The organism is Mucilaginibacter hurinus (genome assembly GCF_003324525.1).
Taxonomy (GTDB): Bacteria; Bacteroidota; Bacteroidia; order Sphingobacteriales; family Sphingobacteriaceae; genus Mucilaginibacter; species Mucilaginibacter hurinus.
In genome coordinates this window covers 546150-571205 of sequence record NZ_QGDC01000001.1, presented here as the reverse complement: position 1 = coordinate 571205, position 25056 = coordinate 546150, and the positions used below count along the sequence as shown (strand labels likewise).

Below are 25056 nucleotides of genomic sequence, written 5' to 3'. Positions count from 1 at the left end.
TATAAACCCAATGAGAAAATTCGGCCTTATAGGTTACCCGCTTTCACATTCATTCTCTAAAAAATACTTTACCGAAAAATTTGAAAAGGAGGGTATAACCGATGCCGTATATGAGTTATACCCCATCGAGGATATTAAAACGTTCAGCAAGTTTTTGCATGAGAACCCTGACCTGTGCGGGATCAATGTAACCATCCCGTACAAACTGGATGTTTTGGAGTATATAGATTGGCTGGATGCTGAAGCAAAGCAGGTAGGCGCGGTAAACTGCATCCGTATTGATAAAGAGTCGCCGATATCTGTAGCTTTCCAGGGCGAGGTTGCCTTTGGCGGCGATGATTTCCGCCTGGAGGGCTTTAATACTGATGTTTACGGCTTTGAAATGTCATTACGGCCACTGCTCAAATCGCACCATAAGAGTGCGCTGGTGCTTGGCGACGGCGGCGCTGCCAAAGCGGTATACTGTGTGCTGGATAAATTGGAAATGCCCTACCAAAAAGTAACCCGCCGCCCACTGCCTGGCGCAATATTATTTAATGAACTCACGCCCGAATTAATGGCTGATTACACATTAATTATTAATACCACGCCGCTGGGCACCTACCCGAATGTTGAAGAGTGTCCGCCCATACTGTACGACTATATTACAGCAGATCACCTGTTGTACGACCTCATTTATAACCCTGAACAAACGCTGTTTTTGAAAAAAGGGGCCGAAAAAGGCGCCGCAACTAAAAACGGATTAGAAATGCTGATACTACAGGCCGAACGGTCATGGGAGATATGGAACTCAACAGAACGGCAGTCATGAGGATAATTGCCCTGGCGTTTTTTGCTGCTTTACTTTTAACTGCTTGCGGCGGCAGTGGCGACTACTCGCCAAAACCAAGGGGATTTTACCGTATCAAATTTCCTGCGCGTGGATACCAGCAGTATACAGGTGCGTGTCCCTTCACCTTTCAATACCCTAAATATTCGGTTATTGAGCCGGACAGGGAGAAGGATGCAAAGCCTTGTTGGATCAATATGGAGTTTCCGCAATTTAACGGCATACTGCACCTGAGTTATGAGCGTGTAACATCACGGGCGATATTTGATGAGTTGATAGAAGACGCCCATACATTTGCCTTTAAGCATACGGTTAAAGCCACATCGATTGACGAAGGCTATATCAACTACCCGGATAAAAAAGTATACGGCGTATATTACACCATTGATGGCAACGCCGCATCCTCAGTGCAATTCTATTTAACCGACAGTACCCAACATTACCTGCGGGGTGCCCTCTATTTCAGCAGCGAACCACGGCTTGATTCTATCCAGCCTGTGCTTGATTTTGTAAAACAGGATGTAGATGTAATGATAAAGAGCTTTAAGTGGAAATGATTTCATCAGGCAGATAACAAAGGTTGATGTGGTGGGGTTTATAACGACGGATCGATCAAACTCATAGGTAACATAGTACCGCAAGGCCGATAGTAGGCAGGATCAAACCGGCCGTTTACACAATTAAATATACAGGGTTCATAACCGTTTACAGAGCAGGTAGGTGAAGTTACATTCTTATCATAAGTAATCAGAGTGGGGGTATAAGGCCATAAAAATAACCCACGTCATTGATCTGTCCTGGTTAAGTTTGCTATATCTGCAAACAAATCTGAAATCAAAAAACTACATTTGCCCACATGGCAAAGGTTAAATCGTTTGTAAATAATCCGTTGGAGCAAAATACCTGTATTTTGTATGATGACAGCGGCGAATGTGCTATTATTGACCCGGGTATGTATACGGGGGCCGAGCAAAACGCGGTGGTTGATTTTATAACCCAACATAACCTGAAGCCGGTTTTGTTGCTTAATACCCATTGCCACCTTGACCATGTGCTCGGTAACAAATTCATTTTTGATCAGTACGGGTTAAAGCCAAAATTTCATGAAGGAGAAGAAATGGTGTTAAGTTATGCGCCGGTGCTGGCCGCCCAGTGGGGCATGCAGTATGATAATTCGCCTTTGCCTGAAGAGTACCTGCCTGAAACGGGTACCATTAGATTTGGCATTACCGAACTGACATTGATATTTGCGCCGGGACATTCCCCGGCACACCTTTGCTTTTATGATAGTGCGGACAAGATATTAATAGGCGGAGATGTCCTGTTCAGGGGAAGCATAGGCCGCAGCGACCTGCCCGGTGGCAATCACAATCAGTTGCTGCAAAACATCCGCCAGAAATTATTTGTTTTACCGGATGAGTGTACAGTGTTCCCCGGCCATGGCCCCGAAACGACTATCGGTTATGAAAAAAAATATAATCCGTTTTTTAACCAGTAAACATTTTTGAATACTTCGGTATATATAGCTAAGAGATACCTTTTTTCGCGGAAAAAGGTTCATGCCATCAATATCATTTCGGGCATTTCAATGCTCGGGGTGTTTGTAGGCACAGCCGCGCTTATAATTATTTTATCGGTATTTAACGGGTTAGAGCAAGTTATACTTGACCTGTACAGCAATTTCAGTCCTGAACTTAAAATAGAGGCGCGCCTTGGAAAAACATTTGACCCCAATACCGTGTACTTTAAACAATTGCAACAGGATAAGCGTGTATTCTCATACACACAGGTATTGCAGGAAAAGGTATTGATACGGTACGGACAAAAGCAGTTTATTGGAACAATAAAAGGGGTTAGTAACGATTTTTTAAAAAACAAGCAAATTGACAGCACTATCCTTAGCGGATCGTTCACGTTAACCAACGGCGGACTTAACTACGCCGTAGTAGGGGCCACCATACAGGCCAGCCTTGGTGTAAATATTGATGACCCCAATGCCTTGCTGCAAATCTACTCGCCCCGCCGCAGTGCCGCAAATTCGGCAAACCCGTTAAATGAATTCGTTGTAGAAAATATTGTGCCATCCGGCGTATTTGCCATTCAACAGGATTTTGATGATATTGTAGTAACGCCGCTTGATTTTACCCGCCGCCTGCTGGATGAACAGGTCAGTGTATCATCGCTTGAATTAAATTTTGTAAAAGGGACGGACATCAACAAGGTTCAGGAAGAGATGGTAGCAGAAATTGGCAAAGATTACTATGTAAAAAACCGTCCTGAGCAAAACACTGAACTTTATAAAACACTGAACTACGAGCGGTGGTCGGTATTTATGATACTCACCTTTGTGCTTATAATCGCTGTATTCAATATCATCGGCTCATTAACTATGCTGGTTATTGATAAGCGTAAAGATATAGCAATATTAACAAGCCTTGGTGCAAACCGCCAGCTTATACAGGGTATTTTCTTTTTTGAGGGCATGCTGATATCGCTTGCCGGATGTATTGCCGGTATAATTGTTGGCTTATTATTTTGCGTAGCGCAGCAGCAGTTCGGGTTAGTTAAAATTAATGGTTCGTTAACTGTTATTGACGCATACCCCGTAGATATTAAGATGATTGATGTAGGGCTTGTGTTTTTAACGGTTGGGCTTATAGCGGTTATCGCTTCGGGCATCAGCGCAAGGTTAAGTATTAAAGGCCTCCACGAAATTAAGCAGGACTTGTAGTACGCATAAAGGCTAAAGCGAAATGCCGAGCCGTATTTACAAATTTACGCTCACTTCATCCGGTTTCCGCTCATCCTAATTAAAACAAATTAGCGGCATTTGTCTTTTAAATATTAGCTTTACAATATCAGCCTTACTTAAATATTTTATCATGGAATCAAAACGTCAGCAAAAATTTGCAGGAGTAATACAACAGGACCTGGCCGCCATCTTTCAGCGCGAGGTTAGCAGCTTATTGCCTAATACCATGGTAACTATTACCAAAGTGCGGGTAACGCCTGATTTGGCCATAGCCAGGGTGTTTTTAAGTTTTTTTAATAATCAGAATACCTCGCTGGCCCTGCAAACCATAAAATCGCATGCATCAGAGATACGATACAAACTTGGCGCACGAATAAAAGACCAGGTAAGGATAATACCGCAGCTTGAATTTTTTGTAGATGATACCAGCGAATATGTAGAACGCATGGATAAAATTTTTGAAAAGATAAGCAAAGAGCCTCGCCAGCCGGACACTGAGGAGTAGTGGTTGCATGGATGCATCAGCAAAATTAGCATCTGTTGTTAAGGACAAAAGACCAGCTATTAGTAAAGTGGTCGACTTTAACGCGAAAACCGACAAGGTATTTCGCATTAACTTGTCAAACAGCAATGATGCCCTTAGAAACGTTGTTACCAACGTAGCTGCATTCTCCCAATGGATAAATGCGCAGTTGAGTAGCTGTGGCTATAAGTATGCTGCCGGCGGTTACATGGAAAACCGCGTTATTTATAAAAACCGTAATCTTTTTGAGTCGGGAGATAAAGCCCGCAGCATCCATCTGGGTATTGATGTTTGGGGCATGGCAGGCACCGCAGTATATAGCCCTATTGCGGGCATTGTGCACAGTTTTAATGATAATAGTAACGATGGTGATTATGGCCCTACGATTATCATGCAACATGATTTAAACGGATTTATGCTGTATAGTTTGTACGGGCATTTATCCCGCAAAAGCCTTAAAGGGTTGTTTACAGGGCAGCAAATTAAAGCAGGCGAACAGATAGGAGAATTTGGCGTGGCGGATGAGAATGGCGGATGGCCGCCGCACTTGCATTTTCAGCTGATGCTGGACATGGAAGGAATGCAAGGAGATTACCCGGGTGTATGCAGTTTGGCCGAAAAAGATAAATATTTAAAGAACGTGCCCGATCCGACTTTGCTGCTGCCATTCTTTAACCCAAATTATCGTTGATAAATTACTTAATTGTACCCATCTTTATGATGATGAAGCGTTTTGTACTTACACTTACATGTATCATGGCCGATATAATTAATATATACGGCCAGCCTGTTTTTCGTGGAGGAGATAACGCTTTAAAAGCGTTTATATCCGGCAAAATAGTTTACCCGGAGTACTCGCGCCAAAATTGCATTTCGGGCACAATACAAGTACGTTTCAGGTTGGATAAAACAGGGAGGGTAACCGATGCTGTCATACACCAGGGCCTGGGGATTGATTTGGATGATGAAGCCTTGCGGGTAGTAAAGTTAACCTCGGGTAAATGGGATGTACCGGCAGGCTATAACACGGCCACACGGATAGTACTCCCGGTTAGCTTTACAGCCGACCAAACACGTTGCAACAACATAACTACGAGTGAAAGTGATAGAGCTATACAGACTTATAAAAACAGGCAGAACCTGGAGGATGTTGTGATACATTATTATAAAAGCAAGCAGCAGGGTAAGGCAGATACAGCCAGCGAAGCCACAATTGTTAACCTGAAAAAACAGCTTGGCTTTGATGATGAACTGATAACGGAGTTACTAGCGCAAGCCGACAGTAAATTTAAGCAGGAAGACAGGGTAGGAGCGTGTGAAGACTGGATGTTTATCCGTAATATAGGGAGTACGCGCGCAGATAAATTTATCGACAGGTATTGTAAATAGTTCATGGTTGATGGTTGATGGTCTGGGTTATGTTAAGTAAAGTGCGGCAATAAACGATCAGCCACCCTCTATAAACTACAGGTAACTTAACCACCATTGTTTATGGGTCATTTTATAATTCCTGTACCAGCGACACGGAAAATATAAAACAATTATGCCAATAGCCCATGCCAGGTAAGTATAAGGGAGCCCGGGCGCTTCTGCCGGTTTGAATATAATATACGCAATAACACTCATTAGCTTTAGCACATACAGGTGCAGTATATAATAAAACAGGGGCACCTGGCCAAAAACTATCAGGATTTTTGCGATTCTGGTTTTTGAATTTTCTAATCCGGCAAGGGCCAGGTTTGCTACGCCAAGTGTAATCAGCAGGTAGTCGAGAGAAGGCGGGTATTTTTGTACATTTATAAATGATAGCACAGTACGGTACCATACCTCCTGCTTACTCCAGGGCTGTGGATCGCCGTACAGGTTAAGGCTTCGGATAATAATAAAAAGCAGTATGGCTAAGCCTCCAATTCTGATTAAAATTTTTTGCCGCGCGAAAGGTGCCTTAGTAAACAACACGCCAAAACTATAACCCAGCGCCATTACGCCAATCCACGGAATCAAGGGATAGAGCACATATACGTTAAGGTTGTCACCAATATTAACTATACCGGGCACATGTAAAAATCGCCACAGGGTGTCCGCAGTAGTATTAACGTGTGAAAATTCCACGCCGTCAAAGGCGTTGTGTCCCAAAATCATAGCAAGGCCAAATGCAGCAATAGCTTTAACCGGAAGGTAGATTAACGCGGCTAATACTATCATACTTATGCCCAGCGCCCACATAACCTGTACAAATACTAAATTAAAATCCAACCGCAGGCTCCACCCAATAGTTACAATTGTTAATTCAAGTACAATAAGCCATAACCCGCGTGTTACTAAAAATCTCGCGGCTTCAGATTTAGTTTTACCTCTGCTGAAAGATAAATATGCACCGGTGCCGGCTAAGAAAACAAATATTGGTGCACAAAAATGGGTAATGAAACGGGTAAGAAATAATCCGGTAGAGGCTTTGGTAAGATCGGTAGGATCAAACTGCTGGGGCATAAAGAAGTCGCGGGTATGGTCAAGCGCCATAATTACCATGATGATACCGCGCAATATGTCTATGGAAGCAACGCGTTGTTTGGGTTGTACTGTAAATGAGGTCATGGCGCTAAAACTTCAGCAACTTACAAATTGAGGGGGTGAATTGCAAATGCTGCCAATAGGAGCCTTTAACCTACGCGTGATAAATCGCTTTAAAAATTGTATTATAAGGATTTGGTAACAGTAACAATAATTAGTAATTTTCAGTCCGAATTATTGATTAAACACAACCCTTATTACATGAAAAAACTTTACCTAAGTTTAGTTTTTTGCGCATTTTTATTATATTCTAAAGCGCAAAGCCTCTCTGTTAACACCCAGCCTTTCGGTAAAATCGACGAAGCCGACTTAACGTTAAAAAACTGTGATTTTGAAACTGACGCAAACGCCATGGTGTTGTTTGATAAGGCTGACGTATATTTTGATCAAAATTTTAATATCATTAACGAGCGGCATAAGCGTATCAAAATATTTAACGACAAGGGGAAAAAGCACGCTGACATTCGTATTCAATACAACACCTACAACCGTTTAGAGTACATTACCGGCTTGCAGGCACAAACCATAAACTTGGCCGACGGAAAAGTAGAAATTATAAAAATTGATAAAAAACAGGTGTTTACCGAAAGTGTCGATAAGTGGCGGTCGGCGCTGGTTTTTACTTTTCCTAACGTAAAACCGGGCTCAGTCATTGAATTTAAATATAAATGGACATCCAATTATTTTGGAAATTTTCCGGGTTGGTACTTTCAGGAAAAAATTCCGTGCGCTACAGCGAAATCAGAACGAAAGTGCCTGAATTTTTTTACTATAAGCCAAGTGTACATATCACACAAAAGCTTGTTAAGAACAACCGGGAAGCTGAATCGGAAAGTATAGGGGTCGGAAATGAGTCAGTAGTTTTTAACTGCGAAGTTGAAACAAAGGCGTTGGCTAACATTCACTCTTTGCCGGATGAACCTTATATGAGTTCTGACGTAGACAACCTGCAATCGATATCGTTCACGCTGATGTCAATCAAGCCCAAGTATGGAATTGAACAGACCGGGGCCGATACCTGGCCTAAAGTAGGGGGCAGGCTTAATGACGAAGAAGATTTTGGAAAACAATTTAAAAAGAAGCTCGCTACTGAGGAGGTTTTGATAGGTAAAGCTAAGGAATTACCAAACGATGATAAAAAAATAGCCTACCTGTTTAATGAAGTTAAAAATACATTGAAATGGAACGGAGTTGACCGCTGGTACACAAATGACGGCGTGGTTAAAGCCTGGACAAATAAATCAGGCAATTCAACCGAGATAAACCTGATATTATACAGGTTGTTAAAACAAGCTGGCGTTAAGGCTTATCCAATGGTAGTTAGTACCCGCGATCACGGTAAGGTTAACCCATTCAACCCGTTGTTAGGGCAATTTAACCGTGCTGTTGTATATATACCGGTTGACAGTACAAAGCATTACGTGCTTGATGCTACCAGTAAATACAACTTGTACAACGAGATTCCTGATAACTTGCTTAACTCATCGGGCTTGTATATTGATAAAGAGATGGAAAGGTACGACCTGATTTTTCTTAAAAACGACGCCCCTGTACGGCAAATGGTTTATACCAAAGCGGAAGTTAAACCGGATGGTAAGATGACGGGGGTAACGCAAATAAGTAGTTTTAGCTACAACAAAATCAATCGTACATCAAAATACAAAGGCGATGGCGAAGAAAAGTTTATTGAGTACCTGAGGAACAATGACAATAATTTAAAAATTACCGCGCTTAAATGTGAAAATGCTGACGCGGATAGCCTGCCCCGTTTGTACAAAATATAAATTTTGATGTTGAATCTCCCGCCTCTGACGACAATTATATTTATTTAACACCGAATATATTGACTGCACAGCATGCCAACCAGTTTGTAAACGAACACAGGTTCACCGATATTGATTACGGCTACCGTGATAACTGGACGGTGTATAATGTGTTTACTTTACCCGCTGGTTATAAGGTGGAGGGTTTACCTAAAAGCTTAAGTATAGTTATGCCTGATAAAAGTATTACGTTTAAGCGTATCGTAAATTATGCCGACAATACGGTAACAGTCAGGTATATGATAGATCACGCCAAAACCATATACTTTAAAGAAGATTACGACGGTTTCAGGGAATTTAACAGGCAGGTATTTGACATGCTCAATGAGCAAATTGTATTAAAGAAATCCTGATAATATATTATGAAATTGAGGCACATATTATCAGTTTACTTATTTGTGCTGTTTACCTGTATGGCCGCTACAGCACAAGTATTAGTCCCCGAACTTTACAAAGCATCAACTATTCCGGATTCGCTAAAAGAGGATGCAAACGCAGTGATTCGTTATAATATCAACGAAACTATCATAAAGGGACCTGCCAAAGTAATTAACAAAACACATTCGGTTGTAACTGCGCTGAATGAGCATGCTGAAGATGCTGCCCGTTTAATGTTGTTCTATGACAAAGGCTCGTCGGTCAATTCCTTTGTGATGAACATATATAACGCTGAGGGTATATTTTTAAAAAAGTACAAAAAGTCGGATATGTATGATCGTTCGGCAATATCCGGCGGCACTATTGTAACAGATGCGCGGCTGAAATTTATTAATCATGTTATTGCGTCATATCCCTGTACTGTGGAAATGATATATGAGGAAGAAAGTAATAATTCTTTACATTACAATTCATGGTATTTGCAACAGCCGGACCGATCAGTCCAGGATGATTATTGTAAAATAACAGTAAGCGCGGGTACAACACTTCGTTACGCCAACAAAAATACCAACATAGCCCCGCAGGTAACTAAATCGGGTGACGGGCAAGTTTATACCTGGCACGTGGCTAATTTAAAAGCAACAAAAAAGGAAGATGGCGTACCGGCGTGGCGGGTAACTCCACGGGTTGATTTTTCGGCCGCAGAGTTTCAATATGACGGGTATGCCGGTAACTTAAGTACCTGGGAAAGCTTTGGCAAGTGGATAGTAGGTTTAAACAGCGATGTAAACACTTTGCCCCCGGCTCGTGCTGCCGAAATACAGCAAATGGTAGCTCACTTGTCAACTGATAAAGAAAAAGCCCGGTTTTTGTATGAATACATGCAAAAGAACATGCGATATGTAAGTATACAATTAGGCATAGGCGGGTTTAAGCCTTTTTCAGCGTCATTTGTAGATGAAAAGAAGTATGGTGATTGTAAAGCCTTGTCCAATTACATGTATGCTCTTTTAAAAGCGGTAAACATACCTGCCAATTATGCCCTCATACGTGCCGGTGTTAACGGCGAACCGGCTGATGCCGGTTTTAGCCGGAATAGCTTTAACCACGCTATACTATGTATCCCCTTTAAAGGCGATACAACCTGGCTGGAGTGTACCAGCACTACAACGCCTTTTGGCGTGCTAGGCAACTTTACTGAAAACCGAAACGCCTTGTTGATAACCGACGAGGGAGGTAAACTGGTTAATACACCTAAAAGTAAATCAAATGATAATGTTTTTACTGCTGATGTTAACATAAAGCTTTATGTTGATGGTGGCGCCACCTGCAAAATGAAAATTGATGGCACGGGCGAATATCGGGAAGAATTTTTAGGGCTTGCACGCCATAGTGTGGATGAGCAGAAAACAGAATTGATTAAAAGCATTAAGCTTAAGCAGCCGTCCTCTTTTGGGTTTAATGACGGAGACGACATTGGTGGTAAAAAGCAAGTTATACTTGAGCTGGAATATGATAAGTATTGCGATGTTACTACCGGCGATAAAAAGTTTTACAGGCCTGCCGCGTTTGATTTGTGGGCATTTACGTTGCCTGCTTCAGAGAAGCATAAAACAGATTATTATTTTGAGCATCCCATGCAAAGAAACTGCACAACTACTATTGATTTGCCCGAAGGGTTCGAGCTGGAAACATTGCCCGCTAACCAATCGCTGAAGTGTGCGTATGGGAGCTATGATATCAAGTATAATTACGACGCGGCTAAAAACCAGGTAATTAGTACAGCGGCGTTTGTTTTAAACAACTATGTAATACCTGCAGCTAAGTATCCTGAAATGCGGCAATACTTTGACGCTGTTGCGAAAGCACAAAATAAAAAGCTTGTAATACGACGCAAGGCGTAACTTTGAGCTGATGATATTCGGCCTTGATGAGCGATTGCTTTTTCCTGATCCGGCGCTTGCAGAAGACGACGGATTGCTGGCAATTGGGGGTGATCTGTCGGCCGAAAGGCTGCTGTTGGCTTATAAAAGTGGTATTTTCCCATGGTTTGGTGATAATTTGCCTATCATGTGGTATTCGCCGCACCAACGTTTTGTATTATATCCGCATTTGCTGGTTATATCCAAAAGCATGCGCCGTGTGCTAAAGTCAAATACGTTTTCTGTTACATATAACCAGGCGTTTACAGATGTGATAACTGCATGCGCTGCTGCTAAACGTGAGGGTCAGGATGGAACGTGGATAACTGCCGGTATGATTGAAGCTTACAACGACTTGCATAAAAAAGGGTATGCGCATTCAGTTGAGGTTTGGATGGGCGGAAAACTGGTTGGCGGTTTGTACGGTGTAGAAATGGGAAGCGTATTTTGTGGTGAAAGTATGTTTAGCAGTGTAAGCAATGCCTCAAAAACAGCACTGATAAACCTGTGCCTGCAAGGTAAGTATAAGCTGATAGATTGCCAGGTTTATACCAGCCATTTGGAATCGATGGGCGCAGTAATGATAAGTCGACAAGAATATATGGCCGCGCTGACCTATTAACCAATAAGTGTAGTAAATTTGTAAGGCGTACCTAAACACCCCCGGTAAAAGGCGTCGGGCAAAGGAATCAAAATGTTCCGGAGCGGAGGATGAGGCGCGATGATTATGCAGCAAAACACTATAGCAACCAAGGAGCGTATTATTTTAGGCATTGACCCGGGCACGGCAGTAATGGGCTATGGATTGATAAAGGAGGTAGGCACTAAGATTGAATTGTTAAGCCTCGGGGTAGTAAAGATGGGCGCTATTGACGATCATATGCTTAAATTACAGCGTATATTTGAGAAAACAGTAGCTCTTATAGATAATTATCACCCGGATTGCCTTGCCATTGAAGCGCCTTTTTATGGTAAAAATATACAGGTAATGCTAAAGCTTGGCCGCGCCCAGGGTATAGCTATGGCGGCTGCCCTCTCGCGTAATATTGACATTACTGAATACTCGCCTCGTAAAATCAAAATGGCTATCACCGGCAACGGCAACGCCACTAAAGAACAAGTAGCCGCTATGATACAGCGCTTGCTTAACTTTACCGAAACGCCTGATTTTTTGGATGCCACCGACGGGTTAGCCGTAGCCGTTTGCCACGCGTTTCAACGGAATATAGCGGGCAAAAGCAGTGGTGGGGCTGCAAAAAAAAGTTACTCGGGATGGGACACTTTTGCAAAAGATAATGCCGGCCGTGTAAACGGTTTAAAGAAAAAATAGGCTACCGCTGTAATGGCCTATTTACTTTATAGACGTTTCTGCAATAAACGCTAAACTTTAATCTCTTAACGCTTCCTTTATGCTTGCTGCAACTTCTGCATACTCTTCGGGAGAGAAGGTGAGTTTGGGGCGCGAAAAATTGATATCATCCACCCGGTTAACAGGTATAAGATGTATGTGCGCATGCGGAACCTCAAGCCCTATAACAACTACACCCACCTTTATGCAGGGCACAGCCTGTTTAAGCCCTTTCGCAACAATTTTTGCAAATAACTGCAAGCCGGCATATAGTTCGTCATCCATATCAAAAAGATAATCAACCTCCTTTTTGGGGATAACCAGTACATGGCCTTTAGCCAGGGGATTGATATCTAAAAAAGCCAAAAAATCATTGCTTTCAGCTACTACATAGGCGGGAATTTCGCCTGCAATTATTTTTGAAAAAATGCTCATTGTGGTTGACTAAGTTTATTTAATTAGGTGAGTAGTCGTCGTGGAACTTGACTACTACTCACCTAAATGTATTACTCGCTAACGACTAATTTCCAATATCTCAAACTCTATTTTACCGGCGGGAACGGTGATCTCAGTAGTTTCGCCGACTTTTTTGCCTAGCAAGCCTTTGGCGATTGGCGACGTTACAGATATTTTACCGCTTTTTAAATCCGCTTCAGTTTCTGATACCAACTGGTAGCTCATCACGGCGCCGTTTTTAACATTTTTTATCTTCACCACCGATAAGGCCAGCACCTTGGATGTATCCAGTTTTGACTCGTCAAGCAGGCGGGCATTCGCTAAAACTTCTTCCAATTTGGCAATCTTAGTTTCATGCAGTCCCTGCGCCTCTTTAGCTGCGTCATATTCTGCATTTTCTGATAAATCACCTTTATCACGTGCCTCGGCAATTGCCTTAGCGATATCTGCCCGGCCGGCTGTTTTTAAGTGCTGTAACTCTTCTTTTAATTTTTCTAAACCATCTTTGGTATAGTATGATACCTCTGCCATAACACACAAATTATTTTAATACTTTATTTCGGTTTGTATTGTCAAAAAAAACCGCCCTTCCTGTTGTAAGAAGGACGTATGACTTTAAAAAACAAACAAGACTATATAAGCCCACAGGCCTACATAGTCTTGCTTTTGATTAAAACGAAGATAAGAGATTTAAATTTTAATATCCAAATTATTTAGCGATTGGAGACTGTTGTTAAGGTAGTATTAACTGCAATGCAGCTAATCTTTCTATTTACTAATCTCCGGCAGCTTCGCTGCCATCACCTCACTTATTTTGCGGTATGATTCAAATGTCCATCCGGCAACGTGCGGGCTAAGTATTACTTTGTTTGATGCGGCCAATTCCTCAAACCATCCTTGCTCAGCCAGCGACGGGAACTTTTCTACCTCCAGTACATCAAGTCCGGCTGCTATAATTTTACCTTCATTTATGGCTTTTAATACAGCGTTTACTTTTGCGGTTTTTCCGCGGGATGTATTGATAAAAAATATTGGTTTTTTAAAGTGGAATAGGTATTCGTCGTCAATCATGTATTGCGTTTCACGCGTTAGTGGTACATGCAGGCTCAGTACATCGCTGTGCTTTACTATTTCTTCCATGCTCACCTCGCGGGCGTACCGGTCGCTAAAGCCGGTTTTGTATTTATCATAGGCAATTACTTCTACTTCAAAACCGGATAATTTGCGGGCAAAACTTTGCCCCATATAGCCATAGCCTATAATACCGACCGTTTTGCCTTTTAACTCATGTCCACGATTTTCTTCACGCAGCCAAAAGCCTTGCCGTACTTCGTGGTTGCCAATATTAAGCTTGTTCATTAACGCCAGCAGCATCGCTATTGCATGTTCACCAACAGCGTCTGCATTCCCTTCAGACGCACTAATGATATTGATGCCCTTTAGTTTGGCGTAATCGCCATCTATATTGTCTATGCCGGCGCCGGCACGTGCTATAAACCGCAGGTTAGTGGCCGCATCCATCACTCTTTTATCAACTTCAAATTTCGAGCGCAGGGCCAGGCCAGCGTAATCAGCTATAATGGCCAGTGTATCTGCTACCGTAAAGCCAGGGTGGTAGTGGCAACTGTAGCCTTTGGCCTCTGCCTGTTCCATAAAGGCGGGGTGCAGGTCGTCAACAATCAGTATATTATTTTTCAAATGAATAAGTTTATATAGCAAATGTACAAAACCGTACTTACACCATGGCAACGCAATACTGGCACGTAAATAGCGCTATACAATTTATGAAACTAAAAAAAATCAGCGACGATATAAAAGAGCAGGCTAACAAACTTGCCGACACCGGCTTCAGGCAAATATTTAACCGTATTGACCAGCTGCATATAAAAAAAGGGGTTGACAGCATGGGGCTTGACAAATTTATTGAACAATGCGCGCTCATTGCCGCCGGTTCAGGGGCTGTATCTGGTAGTGGCGGGTTAATTACTATGGTTGTAGGGATGCCGCTTGATATGCTTAATTTGATTAGTCAGCAGTTTAGGGTTACCATGGCAATTACTTATTATAACCGTGGCAGCTATAAAATTGGCTTTGTTGAATTTATGAAAATTGTAGCGGCATCATTTAAGGTAGAAGCCGGGGTGGCAGCCAGTAAAACCGTTATGGAAGCTGTTGCCGAAAAGCTGATAATGAAACTGGGTGCCCGCGCCGCCCGGCGTTTAGTGCCTGTTGTAGGGGCAGTAATAGGCGGAACCGCTAATTACATTTTTATAAAACGAATGGCTAAAACGGTAAAGGAATTACATCCCGATCCGGTAGTAATTCAGGTAAACTAATCACTTATTTGCAGTTATCTTATTAGTTAGTTCCACAAAATCCTTCACACTCAAGCGCTCGGCGCGTAAATCCAGCGTCGGCTCTTCAGTCATTTTTTCTTTATTGATAAGCGACGACAAGGCGTTGCGTAATGTTTTGCGGCGCTGATTAAACCCGGCCTTTACTACTTGCCAAAACAATTTTTCGTCACAATCCAGTCGCTTTGCTTCATTGCGGGTAAGCCGTATCACGGCCGAGAGCACTTTGGGCGGCGGGTTAAAAACACCTGCTTTAACAGTAAAAAGATATTCAACTTTATAATATGCCTGCAAAAATACGCTGAGTATACCGTACTCCTTACTGCCGGGTTTGGCTGCGCAGCGCTCGGCTACTTCTTTTTGAAACATACCCACTACCTCAACTACTTGTTGCCGGCTGTCAAGCACCTTAAAAAGTATTTGCGATGATATATTGTAGGGAAAGTTACCAATGATGGCAAATGGGCCCTTAAATAAATGGGTAAAATCCATTTCCAGGAAGTCATTATTGATCAGGTGTTCGCCTAACTGCGGGTATTTTTTTTGGAGAAACTCGTATGATTCGGTGTCAATATCTATCAAAAAAGTTTCATACTGTGTTTTTTGCAGTAAGAAATCAGAGAGTATTCCCATGCCGGGGCCTACCTCCAATACCTGGCTGTAGCCTTTTTCGGGGCGCAGGCTATCCACTATTTTTGCGGCAATGTTTTTATCAGTCAAAAAATGTTGCCCCAGGTGTTTCTTTGCCCTTACTATAGACATTGGCGAATGATTTTTAAGCAAATTAAATCATATTTGCGCTTTAATCAGGAAGTTTAAACTGAAAAATATTTAATTTGCACCTTTTGAGTGAAACCCAAAAGGATAAAGTCACAGGGAAATACTTCAGGCCTCCCTCATAAACGGGATTGCTTAAGGTAGCGGTGAATCATTAAATTTATATGAGCGACAAACTAAAAGTAGGCATAAGCATAGGTGATGTAAATGGAGTAGGGCTTGAAATAATCATCAAAACACTGTCAGAAAGTAAGGTATATGATTATTGCACCCCTATCGTGTACGGTCATACAAAGGTTGCCTCGTTTTATCGCCGCTTAAGTAACGCGCATGAGTTTAATTTTAATGTAATAACAAGCCCGGCGCAGGCAACGCATCGTAAACCCAACATGATTAATTGCTGGGACGAGGATGTAAAACTTGAGCCGGGAGTGGTAAATTCTACAGGCGGCAAATACGCATTGATATCATTACAGCGTGCCACAACCGACCTGCTTGCCGGCGAACTGGACTTGTTGGTGACCGCGCCGATTAATAAAGATAATATACAAAGTGAAGCTTTTAATTTTCCGGGCCATACGGAATATTTACAGCAGCAGGATAATGCGGCCGAATCGTTAATGTTTTTAGTAAGCGACGTGCTGAAGATAGGGGTTGTTACCGGTCATATACCTGTTGCCGACGTAGCTAAAGCTATAAGTGTTGAAAAAATTGTTGCCAAAATAAGGTTAATGGATGCAAGTTTGCGTAATGATTTCTGGATACGTAAACCAAAGATAGCTGTGTTAGGCCTTAATCCACATGCCGGAGACAATGGCCTGATAGGTAATGAAGAAGCGCAGATAATAGCTCCGGCTATTGAGCAGGCCAGGGCTAATGATATATTAGCCTTTGGGCCTTACAGTGCCGACGGTTTTTTTGCCAGCGCCGCTTACAGTAAATTTGATGCGGTGTTAGCGATGTACCACGACCAGGGGCTGATTCCTTTTAAACAGCTGGCGTTTGAAACCGGAGTTAATTTTACCGCTGGGTTAAGCTTTGTGCGTACATCGCCTGACCATGGTACGGGGTATGATATAGCCGGCAAGAACCAGGCGTCTGATATTTCATTCCGCGAAGCGTTGTTTACTGCGCTGCGCATAGTTAAACATCGCCGCGAAAACATAGAATTGAATGAGAACCCGCTGGTATTTTCAAAGCTTAGCAGAGACAGGGATTAAGTTGGCTGATTGAATAAGCGATTAACTCACCCGTTAATAAAATAGTTAGTCGGTAAATCAGTTTTCGCTTATCAACAAATAAAAAACTCTTTACAGATACAGGAAAATTTCCTACATTTGCGGGCTAATTGTTGCTCGTTGAAATCGCTTAGAACATATTCGATCCCTTTTACAGGATTAGCGCTGGGAAAGCACCAGTTTGAATTTGATGTAAAAGATTCTTTTTTTGAAGAATTTGATTACTCACTGGTAAAAAAGGCTGACCTGAAGTGTGTGATTGATTTGGAAAAGCAGGAAACCATGCTGATCCTTGATTTCAAAATAAACGGCACTATAGCTTTATCATGCGATAAGTGCCTGGCTGAATATCCGCAAACAATTGCTGTTGCTGAGCAACAGATAGCAAAATTTAGCGAGGAAGAGATAGGCGAAGACGATGAGATAATTACACTTGGCAAAAATGATCACGAGATCAATGTAGCCGGGCTATTATATGAATATGTAAATGTTGCGGTGCCGTTCATTGCATCGTGCGGAGATGAGGGGAATACCCCTTATTGTGATAAAACAGTGATAGACAGCCTGAACAAGTTGTCGGTTAATGAACAAAAAGATGAGACGCCGGACCCGCGTTGGGATGCGCTCAAAAAATTTAAGTAAAATTATATAAGGAAGTTATGCCACATCCAAAAAGAAAATTCTCGAAATCAAGAAGAGATAAACGCCGTACGCATTACAAAGCTGAGGCACCAACTTTAACTACTTGTGCAACTACAGGCGCTGTGCATTTGCCTCACCGTGCTTACACAGTTGATGGTAACGTTTACTACAACGGTAAATTACTGATAGAAAAAGCAGCAGTAGCATAAGTTTAATTTTCTGAGATGAAGATTGGCTTAGATATTATGGGCGGTGATTACGCTCCTGAAGCAACTGTTTTAGGAGCCATTGAAGCCCGTAAATCGCTATCACCTCACCAAAAGCTGGTGCTTATTGGCGACAGGGAGATAGCCGAAAATATCTTGCAAAAGAATAACGCCGGCACAGGCGACTTTGAGTTTGTACATACTACCGAAGTGATAGGCATGGGCGACCATCCCACCAAGGCCATTGTGCAAAAACCCGATTCCAGCATCAGTGTTGGTTTTAAGTTGCTGAAGGAAGGCCAGATCCAAGCTTTTTCATCTGCCGGCAACACTGGCGCTATGCTGGTAGGCGGGATGTTCAGCGTTAAAACCATACCGGGCGTTACCCGCCCTGCCATGACTACTATAATACCTAAACTGAAAGGCGGTATGGGTGTTTTGCTTGATGTGGGTGCCAATGCCGACTGTAAACCCGAACATTTACTGCAATTTGGTATACTGGGTAGCTTATTGGCTGAGTGTGTATACGATATGCCTGCCCCCCGGGTAGCGCTGATGAACATTGGTGAAGAAGAAGAAAAGGGCAACTTGCTTACTCAGGCATCTTTTCCCTTATTAAAAGAAAGCACCCAGATTAATTTCGTTGGAAACATTGAAGGCCGCGACCTGTTTAATGACGCGTTTGACATAGCTGTTTGTGATGGTTTCACCGGTAACGTGATATTGAAACTGGCCGAATCTTTTTATGTTATAACCTTAAAGAAAGGGTTAAAAGACGAGTTTTTTGCGCGTTTTAACTATGAGCAATATGGGGGCAGCCCTATTATGGGCCTTAATGCGCCAGTGGTAGTAGGGCACGGCATATCCAATCCTGAAGCCATTAAGAACATGGTACTGCTATCAAAAAATATGGTTGAGAGTAACCTTATTGAAAAAATCACGCAAGCATTTCATCAAACAAACTAAAAATGAGCAAAATTCATGCTGCTATTACAGCTGTTGGCGGTTATGCCCCTGAGTATATTTTAACCAACAAGGAGCTGGAAACCATGGTTGATACCAATGATGAGTGGATAACCACCCGCACCGGTATCAAAGAGCGCAGAATATTAAAAGGCGAGGGCCTTGCAACCTCAGATCTGGCTGTACCTGCAGTTAATGAGTTGTTGAAAAAGCGCGGTATCGGCGCCGAAGAAATAGACCTGATTATTTTTTGTACTACAACACCTGATCTTCCTTTTCCGGCTACTGCCAATATATTTGCCCATAAAATAGGCGCTATAAATGCCTGGGGCTGGGACCTTCAGGCGGCCTGTTCAGGTTTTATTTTTGGTTTAACCACAGGTGCCCAGTTCATTGAATCGGGCAAGCATAAAAAGGTGTTGGTAGTAGGTGCTGATAAAATGTCGGCCATGATAGATTATACTGACCGTGCAACCTGCATTATTTTCGGCGATGGATGCGGGGCAGCCTTAATTGAACCCAATGATGAGGGTAATGGCGTTATTGATTCAATATTACGCAGCGACGGTGCAGGTATACCTTTTCTGCACCAAAAAGCTGGTGGATCATTAAAACCGGCAAGTCACGCTACTATTGATGCCCGCGAACATTATGCTTACCAGGAAGGACAAGCCGTATTTAAATTTGCGGTAACCAATATGGCCGATGTAGCAGCCGAGGTTATGGAACGTAATAACCTTACTGCCGATGACATAGCGTGGCTGGTACCTCACCAGGCAAACAAACGTATAATTGACGCTACGGCCAGCCGCACCGGCGTAACTGCTGATAAAGTGGTTATCAACATTGAGCGTTACGGAAACACCACAAATGGTACAATTCCGTTATGCTTATGGGAGTGGGAAAAGAAATTTAAAAAAGGCGATAACATTATTCTGGCGGCATTTGGCGGCGGCTTCACCTGGGGTTCCGTTTATTTAAAATGGGCCTACTAACCGCGGTGTGCATGATATAATGTAAAAGCGCAAATGATTGATTGTGATGTATTTCATCCGGCACATTTGCGCTTTTTGCATTTGTACATTAATAACACATTATTAAATATCATTTGTTGAGTAATAATTGCCTGCATATCTGCATATTTGCACATCTGCATTGTGAATAATAACTTTATATAACCCTTTATCCAATAAACTATTAATACCAGATATGGATATTAAACAAATACAGGACCTCATTCGCTTTGTATCAAAAGCCGGAGTAAACGAAGTTTCTATTGAACAGGACGATTTCAAAATAACAATAAAAACCGGCCAGGTTCAGACCGTAGTGAATGCTACAATTCCTGCTCCGCCTGTCGCCCCCGCAGCTCCAGTTGCTGCTGCACCAGTTGCTGCCGAGCCTGTAAATGCTGCACCGGCCGCCGTTAGCCCGTCTGATACATCAAACTATATCACAGTGCGCTCGCCAATGATCGGAACCTTTTATCGTTCTGCCGGTCCCGAAAAACCCTTATATGTAAACGTTGGCGATGAAATTAAACCGGGTAACGTGCTTTGCATAATTGAGGCCATGAAACTATTCAATGAAATAGAGTCGGAAGTATCAGGTCGTATCGTAAAAATCCTGGTTGATAATGCGTCACCTGTTGAGTACGATCAGCCTTTATTTTTGGTAGAACCAGCGTAATTTTTTTGATGATTTTTACCGGTCTGAGGTATAATTTGTTAATTATATAACGATTAGGTACTCACAACCGTCGGTATAATCGGCATGATCGGTACAGTCCTTAACTAAAAAAACATGTTTAAAAAAATATTAATAGCTAACCGCGGCGAGATAGCCTTACGTATTATACGTACCTGTAAGGAAATGGGCATCAAAACTGTAGCTGTATATTCCACAGCCGATCGTGACAGTCTTCATGTGCGTTTTGCCGATGAAGCTGTGTGCATAGGCCCCCCGCCAAGTAAAGACTCTTATTTAAATATTCATAACATTATTTCGGCCGCAGAACTTACAAATGCCGACGCTATACATCCGGGCTATGGCTTTTTGTCTGAGAATGCTAAGTTCTCAGCTATCTGTGCCGACTATGGAATAAAATTCATTGGCGCAACTGCCGATCAGATTAACGCCATGGGCGATAAGTCGTCAGCCAAGGAAACCATGAAAAAGGCCGGCGTGCCTACTATACCCGGATCAGAGGGCTTATTAACAAGCGTTAAAGAAGGTATTACAATTGCAAAAAAGATAGGTTATCCGGTTATTCTTAAAGCTACAGCCGGCGGCGGTGGCCGTGGTATGCGCATCGTTTGGAAAGATGAGGAGTTTGAAAACGCATGGGATTCTGCCCGGGCCGAGTCTGGTGCTGCCTTCGGTAACGATGGCATGTACCTGGAGAAATATGTAGAAGATCCGCGTCACATTGAAATTCAGATCGTAGGCGACCAATATGGTAAAGTATCACATCTATCTGAACGTGATTGTTCCATACAGCGCCGCCACCAAAAACTGGTAGAAGAAGCGCCGTCCCCTTTTATGACGCCAAAACTGCGTAAGAAGATGGGGGATGCTGCAGTTAAAGGCGCTAAAGCGGTTAGGTATGAAGGTGCGGGAACTATTGAATTTTTGGTTGACAAAAACCGGAACTTCTACTTCATGGAAATGAATACCCGCATACAAGTAGAACACCCTGTTACAGAGGAAGTGATAAACTTTGACCTTATAAAGGAACAAATAAAGGTAGCATCAGGTATACCGGTTTCAGGTAAAAATTACGAGCCTACTATGCATGCTATAGAGTGCCGTATAAATGCCGAAGACCCGTTTAATAACTTTAGGCCTTCACCCGGCCGGATAACCAACTTCCATTCGCCGGGCGGTCACGGCGTGCGGGTTGATACCCATGTATATTCCGGGTATACTATACCGCCTAACTATGACTCGATGATAGCTAAGGTAATTTGCGTAGCGCAAACCCGCGACGAAGCTTTAAGCACCATGGAACGTGCCCTAAGTGAGTTTGTAATAGAAGGTATTAAAACCACCATACCTTTTCATTTAAAATTATTGAAAGATCCTAATTTCCGCGCGGGTAATTTCACTACAAAATTCATGGAAACATTTGAATTTGATGAAAACTAAAACTGTTTTAACAAAATAAAACGTAAATACCCTTGCTGCATAAGGCAGGGGTATTTTAGTATAAAGATGAGCGATACGGAAAACAAACTTGTTAAGGCTATAAAGGAAAAAGGCAAAACGATGGAAGCCGAAATGTCCTTTTTTGATCACCTTGACGCATTAAGGTGGCATTTGATACGGGCTTCTATCGCTATAGTGCTATTTACCATATTAGCTTTCATTTTTTACGATTTTGTATTTGATGTTGTATTGATGGGGCCGCGCGATCCGCAATTTTTTACCTATCGCATGCTATGCAAAATTGGTGATATGCTTGGCCGCCCCGGCCTTTGTATTGATAAAATACCAGGTAAGATAATTAATACGGAAATGGCCGGCCAGTTCACGCTTACCATTAATTCATGCCTAATGGCCGGGATAACCCTCGGGATACCCTATTTACTTTGGGAACTGTGGCGCTTTGTAAAACCTGCGCTGCTGGATGTAGAACGTAAATCTGCCAGTGGTTTTGTGTTTTACGCATCGTTTTTATTTATACTGGGTGTATTATTTGGCTACTATATAGTAGCGCCCATGTCAGTGTCATTTCTTGCAAATTACCAGGTGAGCAAGATCATAGAGAATAATATAGATATTAGCTCATACCTGTCAACCGTGGCTACTTTAACCATAGGTACGGGCATTGTATTTGAGTTGCCTATAGTAGTGTATGTACTCTCAAACCTGGGAATACTTACGGCAAAAAATATGCGCGCCGGCAGACGATATGCTGTGGTGGGGATATTAGTGGTTGCAGCGGTAATTACTCCTACGCCCGATATAATGACCATGCTGGTAGTGACTGTTCCATTATTTATACTGTATGAGGTTGGCATTATCGTTGCCGCTGCTGTTGACAGGAAACGGTTGAGAAGAGAGCAGGAAGAGCTTGCCAATCATCATAAATAAAAAGGTTACGTATACCTTAATAATAATTGATAATTTTGCATTATGAAACAAGGAACAAGGATTGCTATAGGCGCTGATCATGCGGGATTTGAACTGAAAGAAGTTTTACTTGAAGATATTGATGGTATAGAAGTAAAGGACTTTGGTACCAATTCGTCAGAGTCTGCAGACTATCCTGATTTTGCTCACCTGGTGGCTTCGGCTGTAGAAAAAGGTGAGGCCGATTTCGGTATACTTTTATGCGGTACCGCTAACGGTGTGGCTATTACCGCTAACAAGCACCAGGGTGTACGCGCGGCACTTTGCTGGAAGCCCGAAGTAGCAGTACCGGCACGCAGCCATAACAATGCGAATGTGCTGTGCATACCGGCAAGGCACGTATCCGTTGAAGAAGCTAAAGAGATTGTAAAGATATTTTTTAGTACTGAATTTGAAGGGGGCCGCCATGCAAGGCGCGTCGATAAAATTTCTTGCTAACAAAAGCTTTTTATGCAAATCCCGGCGGTGTACCGGGATTTTTTTATAATATAACTGACTAACTAATGAAAAAATTACTGATACTGGCATGTGCTGCAGCAATAGCATCATGCGCTACCAACAAAATTAACACCCCCAAGGGGACTGCTGTCACAGATTTTGCGCAATACATCAGTGTAGACGGCGCTAAAAAGCATTTAACCATCCTTGCTTCTGATGAGTTTGAAGGCCGGGAAACGGGAAAACCCGGTGCAGACAAAGCGGCTAAATACATTGCGGGCGAGTTTAAAAAGCTTGGTCTGGAAGCCCCTGTTAAAGGTTCGTATTTCTTGGATGTTCCGCTTATTGAAAATGCCTTTACAGTAAATAATTTCACAATAAACGGCACTGCATTAACGGCAGGTAAGGATTTTTATCCATCTGCTGGCTATACTGCCGATAACAGCATCAATGCGAACGAGGTGGTTTTTGTAGGTTATGGCATAAGCGACCAAAACTATGACGAACTAAAAGATATTGATATTACCGGGAAAGTAGTAATATACATTAATGATAATGAGCCGCTAAAAAATGGCGTATCAGTTGTTACCGGTACAGCTACACGTTCGCAGTGGAGCATCTCGCGGGGAAAACGTAATACGTTTTTACGCGGTAAAAAGCCTGCCTTAATACTGGCTACAGGGCCTAAAGTTGAGGCCAGCTTAAAGAGTTATGGTTTAAGCCTTATTGAGCCGAGCCTTACTATAAAAAAGGAAAATGAGCCTGCGCCGGTTAGCCAGCCCCTGGTATTAAATATTACTACCCAAATGGCTACCCAACTGCTTAAGAGCACCGGGAAAACCTACGAACAGTTAAAGGCCGAGATAGATGCGAATGGTATACCCGGTTCCCGCGTAATTAAAGCTGACGTGTCGGCCTCATATAAAACAACTATAGGCGATGTAAAAGCCGTTGACGTATTGGGCTACCTGCCGGGTACTGATGCAAAGCTTAAAAACGAAGTGCTGGTTATATCAGCTCACTATGATCATATCGGTGTTGACCCTGTAGGTAAAAACGGCGATCGTATTTACAATGGTGCTGATGATGACGGTTCAGGTACAACAGGTATACTGGAAATTGCAAATGCATTTGTTGCTGCTAAAAAGGCAGGAAAAGGCGCTAAAAGAAGTATATTGTTTTTAGCCAATGTAGGTGAAGAAAAAGGCTTATTGGGTTCAGAATATTATTCAGATCATCCTGTGTTTCCATTGGCAAACACTATTACCAATTTAAATATTGATATGATAGGCCGTGTTGATCCCGAACATAAGGCTGACCCTAACTATTGCTATCTGATAGGATCAGATAAGTTAAGTACTACACTTCACCGTATAAGCGAAACGGCGAATGCAACTTACACTAACCTGAAAATTGACTACAAGTTTAACGATCCGAATGATCCTGAGCGTATTTACTACCGCTCAGACCATTATAACTTTGCTAAACATGGCATTCCTATCATCTTTTACTTTAACGGTGTGCACGAAGACTATCATGGCTTAGAGGATGAGGTGGACAAGATAGACTTTCCGTTATTGGTTAAACGGGCGCAACTGGTGTTTTACACCGGCTGGGAGCTGGCTAACCGTGCAGAGCGGCCCGCTGTTGATGTAAAGAATGATATGCCTGCTGAAAAGTAAATCATTCTCTGGTCGATAAA

General features: G+C 42.5%; 29 protein-coding genes. 24 read left to right on the top strand and 5 right to left on the bottom strand.

Annotation, left to right across the window (positions count from 1 at the left end; all coding sequences use genetic code 11):
• Positions 1-10: 10 nt before the first annotated feature.
• The 7 genes from DJ568_RS02550 (at position 11) to DJ568_RS02520 (ending at position 5493) form a co-directional block, all read left to right on the top strand.
• On the top strand, positions 11-811 hold the full coding sequence (locus tag DJ568_RS02550) for a shikimate dehydrogenase family protein (protein WP_114003651.1): 801 nt from the start codon (positions 11-13) through the stop codon (positions 809-811).
• Positions 808-1386, top strand: a complete 579-nt coding sequence (gldD, locus tag DJ568_RS02545; RefSeq protein ID WP_114003650.1) for a gliding motility lipoprotein GldD — start codon at positions 808-810, stop codon at positions 1384-1386. The genes DJ568_RS02550 and gldD overlap by 4 nt, the downstream gene beginning before the upstream one ends.
• A 299-nt stretch (positions 1387-1685) precedes the next feature.
• Complete coding sequence (locus DJ568_RS02540; RefSeq protein ID WP_114003649.1) at positions 1686-2327, top strand: MBL fold metallo-hydrolase; 642 nt, start codon at positions 1686-1688, stop codon at positions 2325-2327.
• A 6-nt stretch (positions 2328-2333) separates the two neighbouring features.
• Positions 2334-3560 carry an FtsX-like permease family protein gene (locus tag DJ568_RS02535; RefSeq protein ID WP_114003648.1) on the top strand — a complete coding sequence of 409 codons (1227 nt, stop codon included), beginning with the start codon at positions 2334-2336 and terminating at the stop codon, positions 3558-3560.
• Between the two features lie 151 nt (positions 3561-3711).
• Positions 3712-4086, top strand: a complete 375-nt coding sequence (rbfA, locus tag DJ568_RS02530; protein WP_114003647.1) for a 30S ribosome-binding factor RbfA — start codon at positions 3712-3714, stop codon at positions 4084-4086.
• Between the two features lie 7 nt (positions 4087-4093).
• Positions 4094-4795 (top strand): peptidoglycan DD-metalloendopeptidase family protein, encoded by a 702-nt coding sequence (locus DJ568_RS02525; RefSeq protein ID WP_114003646.1) that lies wholly within the window; start codon positions 4094-4096, stop codon positions 4793-4795.
• Positions 4796-4860: 65 nt separating this feature from the next.
• Positions 4861-5493: an energy transducer TonB gene (locus DJ568_RS02520; RefSeq protein WP_158534854.1), complete on the top strand. Its 633-nt coding sequence runs from the start codon at positions 4861-4863 to the stop codon at positions 5491-5493.
• Between the two features lie 75 nt (positions 5494-5568).
• Here the strand turns inward: DJ568_RS02520 and DJ568_RS02515 are convergent, their stop codons facing one another.
• A complete protein-coding gene (locus tag DJ568_RS02515) occupies positions 5569-6699 on the bottom strand; it encodes a DUF1624 domain-containing protein (RefSeq protein WP_114003644.1) in 1131 nt (376 codons plus the stop codon).
• 177 nt (positions 6700-6876) lie between these two features.
• Here DJ568_RS02515 and DJ568_RS02510 point away from each other — a divergent pair, with 177 nt between their 5' ends.
• From DJ568_RS02510 to ruvC, 6 genes are all read left to right on the top strand, one after another.
• Complete coding sequence (locus DJ568_RS02510; RefSeq protein WP_147238695.1) at positions 6877-7515, top strand: DUF3857 domain-containing protein; 639 nt, start codon at positions 6877-6879, stop codon at positions 7513-7515.
• A gap of 86 nt (positions 7516-7601) precedes the next feature.
• Positions 7602-8459: a hypothetical protein gene (locus DJ568_RS02505; RefSeq protein ID WP_114003642.1), complete on the top strand. Its 858-nt coding sequence runs from the start codon at positions 7602-7604 to the stop codon at positions 8457-8459.
• Positions 8460-8518: 59 nt separating this feature from the next.
• A complete protein-coding gene (locus DJ568_RS02500; RefSeq protein WP_114003641.1) occupies positions 8519-8851 on the top strand; it encodes a hypothetical protein in 333 nt (110 codons plus the stop codon).
• A 9-nt stretch (positions 8852-8860) separates the two neighbouring features.
• The gene (locus DJ568_RS02495; protein ID WP_114003640.1) at positions 8861-10780 is read left to right on the top strand and encodes a DUF3857 domain-containing protein; all 1920 of its coding nucleotides are present in this window, start codon (positions 8861-8863) and stop codon (positions 10778-10780) included.
• 10 nt (positions 10781-10790) lie between these two features.
• Positions 10791-11420 carry a leucyl/phenylalanyl-tRNA--protein transferase gene (aat, locus tag DJ568_RS02490; RefSeq protein ID WP_114003639.1) on the top strand — a complete coding sequence of 210 codons (630 nt, stop codon included), beginning with the start codon at positions 10791-10793 and terminating at the stop codon, positions 11418-11420.
• 105 nt (positions 11421-11525) lie between these two features.
• Positions 11526-12128, top strand: coding sequence for a crossover junction endodeoxyribonuclease RuvC (gene ruvC / locus DJ568_RS02485; protein ID WP_114003809.1), 603 nt, complete (start codon positions 11526-11528; stop codon positions 12126-12128).
• Between the two features lie 57 nt (positions 12129-12185).
• On the opposite strand, the gene DJ568_RS02480 is transcribed toward ruvC, so the two are convergent.
• The 3 genes from DJ568_RS02480 to DJ568_RS02470 form a co-directional block, all read right to left on the bottom strand.
• Positions 12186-12581, bottom strand: a complete 396-nt coding sequence (locus DJ568_RS02480) for an HIT family protein (protein WP_114003638.1) — start codon at positions 12579-12581, stop codon at positions 12186-12188.
• A 78-nt stretch (positions 12582-12659) separates the two neighbouring features.
• On the bottom strand, positions 12660-13133 hold the full coding sequence (gene greA / locus DJ568_RS02475) for a transcription elongation factor GreA (protein ID WP_114003637.1): 474 nt from the start codon (positions 13131-13133) through the stop codon (positions 12660-12662).
• A gap of 237 nt (positions 13134-13370) precedes the next feature.
• Positions 13371-14300 carry an NAD(P)-dependent oxidoreductase gene (locus tag DJ568_RS02470; protein ID WP_114003636.1) on the bottom strand — a complete coding sequence of 310 codons (930 nt, stop codon included), beginning with the start codon at positions 14298-14300 and terminating at the stop codon, positions 13371-13373.
• 86 nt (positions 14301-14386) lie between these two features.
• Here DJ568_RS02470 and DJ568_RS02465 point away from each other — a divergent pair, with 86 nt between their 5' ends.
• Complete coding sequence (locus DJ568_RS02465) at positions 14387-14938, top strand: EcsC family protein (protein ID WP_233496609.1); 552 nt, start codon at positions 14387-14389, stop codon at positions 14936-14938.
• Here the strand turns inward: DJ568_RS02465 and rsmA are convergent, their stop codons facing one another.
• Positions 14939-15718, bottom strand: coding sequence for a 16S rRNA (adenine(1518)-N(6)/adenine(1519)-N(6))-dimethyltransferase RsmA (gene rsmA / locus DJ568_RS02460; protein WP_114003634.1), 780 nt, complete (start codon positions 15716-15718; stop codon positions 14939-14941).
• A gap of 179 nt (positions 15719-15897) precedes the next feature.
• On the opposite strand from rsmA, the gene pdxA reads away from it, so the two are divergent.
• From pdxA to DJ568_RS02410, 10 genes are all read left to right on the top strand, one after another.
• Positions 15898-16953, top strand: a complete 1056-nt coding sequence (pdxA, locus tag DJ568_RS02455; RefSeq protein WP_114003633.1) for a 4-hydroxythreonine-4-phosphate dehydrogenase PdxA — start codon at positions 15898-15900, stop codon at positions 16951-16953.
• A gap of 138 nt (positions 16954-17091) precedes the next feature.
• Positions 17092-17613, top strand: a complete 522-nt coding sequence (locus DJ568_RS02450; protein ID WP_114003632.1) for a YceD family protein — start codon at positions 17092-17094, stop codon at positions 17611-17613.
• Between the two features lie 17 nt (positions 17614-17630).
• Positions 17631-17822 (top strand): 50S ribosomal protein L32, encoded by a 192-nt coding sequence (gene rpmF / locus DJ568_RS02445; protein WP_114003631.1) that lies wholly within the window; start codon positions 17631-17633, stop codon positions 17820-17822.
• A 15-nt stretch (positions 17823-17837) separates the two neighbouring features.
• The gene (gene plsX / locus DJ568_RS02440) at positions 17838-18785 is read left to right on the top strand and encodes a phosphate acyltransferase PlsX (RefSeq protein WP_114003630.1); all 948 of its coding nucleotides are present in this window, start codon (positions 17838-17840) and stop codon (positions 18783-18785) included.
• A gap of 2 nt (positions 18786-18787) precedes the next feature.
• Positions 18788-19777 carry a beta-ketoacyl-ACP synthase III gene (locus DJ568_RS02435; RefSeq protein ID WP_114003629.1) on the top strand — a complete coding sequence of 330 codons (990 nt, stop codon included), beginning with the start codon at positions 18788-18790 and terminating at the stop codon, positions 19775-19777.
• A gap of 214 nt (positions 19778-19991) precedes the next feature.
• Positions 19992-20471, top strand: a complete 480-nt coding sequence (gene accB, locus DJ568_RS02430; protein ID WP_114003628.1) for an acetyl-CoA carboxylase biotin carboxyl carrier protein — start codon at positions 19992-19994, stop codon at positions 20469-20471.
• A gap of 114 nt (positions 20472-20585) precedes the next feature.
• Entirely contained in the window at positions 20586-21929 is a 1344-nt protein-coding gene (gene accC / locus DJ568_RS02425) for an acetyl-CoA carboxylase biotin carboxylase subunit (RefSeq protein ID WP_114003627.1), read from the top strand.
• 66 nt (positions 21930-21995) lie between these two features.
• Positions 21996-22877, top strand: a complete 882-nt coding sequence (gene tatC, locus DJ568_RS02420; protein WP_114003626.1) for a twin-arginine translocase subunit TatC — start codon at positions 21996-21998, stop codon at positions 22875-22877.
• Positions 22878-22919: 42 nt separating this feature from the next.
• A complete protein-coding gene (gene rpiB / locus DJ568_RS02415) occupies positions 22920-23354 on the top strand; it encodes a ribose 5-phosphate isomerase B (protein ID WP_114003625.1) in 435 nt (144 codons plus the stop codon).
• Positions 23355-23419: 65 nt separating this feature from the next.
• The gene (locus DJ568_RS02410; RefSeq protein ID WP_114003624.1) at positions 23420-25036 is read left to right on the top strand and encodes a M28 family peptidase; all 1617 of its coding nucleotides are present in this window, start codon (positions 23420-23422) and stop codon (positions 25034-25036) included.
• The last annotated feature ends 20 nt before the right edge of the window (positions 25037-25056 follow it).